The organism is Acinetobacter lactucae (assembly GCF_013344765.1).
Lineage (GTDB): Bacteria > Pseudomonadota > Gammaproteobacteria > Pseudomonadales > Moraxellaceae > Acinetobacter > Acinetobacter lactucae_A.
Genome location: NZ_JABVBF010000313.1, coordinates 1 through 1493, shown reverse-complemented (window position 1 = coordinate 1493; position 1493 = coordinate 1). Strand labels below are relative to the sequence as shown.

The window sequence follows — 1493 nt, the reverse complement described above, 5'->3', positions numbered from 1 at the left end:
GGTATATACCAAGTTTTACCAACTGAGCAAGTTTTACCCTGGTTTAGTTATTATTCGTGGGTAGGTGTAATTGTTCTTATTGCTTGGATTTTATCGTTTATTAAAAAATTAAATCAGTATTTTGATTATTATGTAGGAATTGGCTCAGCTTTAGCGGTAGCGATTACTTTTATTTTAATTAATGTTATTGAAAATGGACAAGATAATGTTTTGTTTCATGCAGCGATGATGTATGCGATCGTGATTATTTATGGTGCTGTTGGTATGCGCTTCTATACCGCCATATTCGCTGGATGGATGGGAGGACTAGTTGGAATTTTAGTAAGTAACTACTTAAATGGTGTGATCGATTGGACCTTCTTAAACCGAACTTACACTTTCAGTAGTTTTCTGGGAATGACCCTCGCCTATGCAACTGACCGTCAACATCGAGAAAACTATTTACAAAACTGCATGATTGAGCTGAACCGTATTGAGCTAATGCAACAAGCTCAGCAGTTATCTTTACTTTCACAACAAGATGCTCTTACTGGCTTAGCGAATCGACGTTATCTAGATGAAACACTCGATAATGAATGGCGCCGTGCATTACGACATGAGACACCACTCACGATTATGATGGTCGATATTGATTATTTTAAATCCTATAATGATACATTAGGACATATAAAAGGTGATGAATGCTTAAAAGAAATCGCAATTGCTATTTCTTCTATTGCTGCTCGTAGTGGTGATTTAGTTGCTCGTTATGGTGGTGAAGAGTTCCTGCTACTGTTTCCAATGACAAATGCTCAGCAAGCTGTAATACAGGTCGAACGATTAATGAATGCGATTAATAAGATTGCGATTAAGCACCCATGTAGTGATGTTTCACCCTATGTGACCATCAGTGTTGGAGTCGCAACCACAACGCCACGTCTAAACGATTCAATTTCTGCTTTTGTTGCACGAGCTGACCATGCATTATATAAAGCAAAAACGAATGGACGTAATCAATATAAGATTGCGGTAAACGAAGAACAACTTGTAGATTTAACTTAGAAAGTCAGGCTACTATTCAAAATGACTTTGACTAATTATTATCTCTCTTAGCTCCTTTTCAAATTAAAATGACCAGAAATAATTAATTAGCTTTTCCATCAGTAGGAAAAGCTAATTGATTATTTAGATCTACTATATACTTTACATTTCCTCTATTTAACTTTGAAATACCTTACTGAAGATGATTCATATAAACTATATAGTGAATTTATATTGCTTATATGAATATTCATCTTTAACTATATAAATATTGGTCATTAAAATTAGTATTTAACTACTCTAATTTAAAAATACGCCAGTTCATTAAATTTTTTCCTTTTAACTTACTCCACAGCTTATTGATAAAATAAAGTAAGAAACTTTGTTGGATTCGTTGTTGTTTTACAGGAATATTCTCACTTGGAAATGGCAATATTGAAACAATATTTTCATGTATTGTTTCATAGTTTGGA

At 33.7% G+C, this 1493-nt stretch carries 1 protein-coding gene and 1 pseudogene; one reads left to right on the top strand and one right to left on the bottom strand.

The window, feature by feature from the left end:
- Positions 1 to 1041: GGDEF domain-containing protein (locus tag HUN22_RS16960; RefSeq protein ID WP_174731853.1), on the top strand; the 1041-nt coding region annotated here is incomplete at its 5' end.
- 274 nt (positions 1042 to 1315) lie between these two features.
- Here HUN22_RS16960 and HUN22_RS18295 read toward each other — a convergent pair.
- Positions 1316 to 1493 (bottom strand): annotated as a pseudogene (locus HUN22_RS18295) (hypothetical protein); the annotation flags it as partial.